Raw genomic sequence first — 2,180 nt, 5'->3', positions numbered from 1 at the left:
TATGTTTGTTATTAAGCTGCTTAGCAAATTTATTTATACAGTCATTAAAGGGTATTAATTCTACGTAACGAACTGTTATAAGACAACATTTATGCAAAATAAATACTATAGAATGTGTTTCAGGAAATTCTTGCTCTTTATTAACGAGTTCCGTAATAGTTAGATATAACGCCTCATTTTCAACATATAACCTCTCAGAAATCTCAATTTGCGATATGTCCTTTAAAGTCGGTATTTCTATATTTAATGATTTTGTTCAATTGCAATCATACCGAGTGCTGCGTCTAGGGTTCTTGCAATCTCGCTAGATATAAATTGTGAAAAATTAATTATTGAGTCTACGTCTCGAAGCAATGTATCTAATAGATCCTTAGATGCTTTATTGTGAGTTATTTGTGGAGATTTTAAAATATATTGAATAGCCATAGTTAAAGAAAATAAACACTCACGGCTTTTAGAAAGTAAATCACCTTTTCGACCTATTTTCTTTAATACATTGGTATGATCTATACGCAAATCATTAATATTATTATCAAGTATTAAACGTCCATAATCATCAATATCCATACTAATCGACTGTACAATATTCGATAATCTTGTTACCATATTACGAAGTAACATAAATAAAATATTTTCTGCATTATGTTTGTTATTAAGCTGCTTAGCAAATTTATTTATACAGTCATTAAAGGGTATTAATTCTACGTAACGAACTGTTATAAGACAACATTTATGCAAAATAAATACTATAGAATGTGTTTCAGGAAATTCTTGCTCTTTATTAACGAGTTCCGTAATAGTTAGATATAACGCCTCATTTTCAACATATAACCTCTCAGAAATCTCAATTTGCGATATGTCCTTTAAAGTCGGTATTTCTATATTTAATGTATTTTTTACTATTACTTTTTCTTCATCTGTTATATTGAATAAATCAATCCATAATGTGGATTCATTAATAATATATTCTTCATTTTTTACTATAGAATTATTTTCCTTTAAATATGTAGTTATCATATAATCTCAAATATGTTTTTGTAGAGATTAACAAACTTCACTCTTTAAAGCAACTTAAAGCTTTTATTCTCGTAGATGATTCCTATTATTAGACTTCTTGCATAACCTATCTTAGAAAGAGGGACTTGAAAAAGAAAGACGGAAGCACTTGCCACCGCAGCGTACACGCAAGTAACGTGAGGATGCGAGTACCAGATTGACGTACAAATCGCCTTTAGAAGGAGGTTATGCAAGAAGTCTATTTTCTAAATAACAAATAATATACAAAATATTTTTTAATATTATTGTAGGGTATTTATTATATTTTATTAAGATACTTTATGAATTAAAAATAATTAATTAATATATTTTTGCTTAAAAACTACTTTATGGGACTGTTAACAAAATAACTTTAATTGATAATTAAAGAAATTTTTTAGCGAAAATTAATAATATTTTTGAGAGGATATATCCTATTTCAAAAAAACCTTATAATTTATAGCTAAAAAGAGCGGAGAAGCCACAGACGAGGAACAACAGCAGTTATGAAATGTTCGGCATTCGAGGGCTTACAAAGACATTGCTACCAATTTTTTAAGTTCTATCTGAATATATATGTTCCTTACAAAAGCAGAACTTTATATATTAATTATTTTTTTGCAGTAAGATTCCAAATTTTCTCTGCTTTACTTCCAAGCTGCCAAAAGCTTATTCCTAGAATTGTAAAAAATACTGCTTTATGAGTTGTATTCAAAAAATCTTGTATATAAATTAATAAATAAAAAAGTAACCCCGAATCCTTTAGTTACCGAATTATCTTGTTTTGAACCGTGATAAATAGCTGCTCCAGACATTAAGGCAAATAATAAAGACCAATGAAATAATTCTATCGGCTTTACCGGTTTTAAGTAATAATCTTCAGGATCATAATTTCCAAATATTGATAATAACCACATTGCAATAAATGAGTATAATAAACCAACTACAAGAGTTACTTGAGTAAAATGATTGAATGTTTTATTTTCTTCTAGTGCAAGAGCAGAGAATATTAATATTCCTCCAAATAATATAAAACGTAATGGATAATTCATACCTAAGTAATATGCTCCCCATCCTGACATATAACCGGTTTCTGCTCCCATCCAACTACCTAGTGAAATTAAAAAAGCAACGCACCAAATTAA

General features: G+C 28.3%; 1 protein-coding gene and 1 pseudogene. Both read right to left on the bottom strand.

Annotation, left to right across the window (positions count from 1 at the left end):
- Window positions 1-246: 246 nt before the first annotated feature.
- Window positions 247-1,017: pseudogene (locus O6R16_RS06630) on the bottom strand (CorA family divalent cation transporter); the annotation flags it as partial.
- 716 nt (window positions 1,018-1,733) lie between these two features.
- Window positions 1,734-2,138 carry a hypothetical protein gene (locus tag O6R16_RS06625; RefSeq protein ID WP_499680518.1) on the bottom strand — a complete coding sequence of 135 codons (405 nt, stop codon included), beginning with the start codon at window positions 2,136-2,138 and terminating at the stop codon, window positions 1,734-1,736.
- Window positions 2,139-2,180: the final 42 nt, after the last annotated feature.

The sequence above is a fragment of the Candidatus Rickettsia tasmaniensis genome (genome assembly GCF_036857515.1).
Lineage (GTDB): Bacteria > Pseudomonadota > Alphaproteobacteria > Rickettsiales > Rickettsiaceae > Rickettsia > Rickettsia rickettsii.
Note: the sequence above shows the minus strand (reverse complement) of the source record. Positions and strands in the feature narration are given on the sequence as shown.

Excerpts from the sequence above, each read along its gene's own strand:
- O6R16_RS06625 (WP_499680518.1), bottom strand. The coding sequence starts at position 2,138 with ATGGGAGCAGAAACCGGTTATATGTCAGGATGGGGAGCATATTACTTA.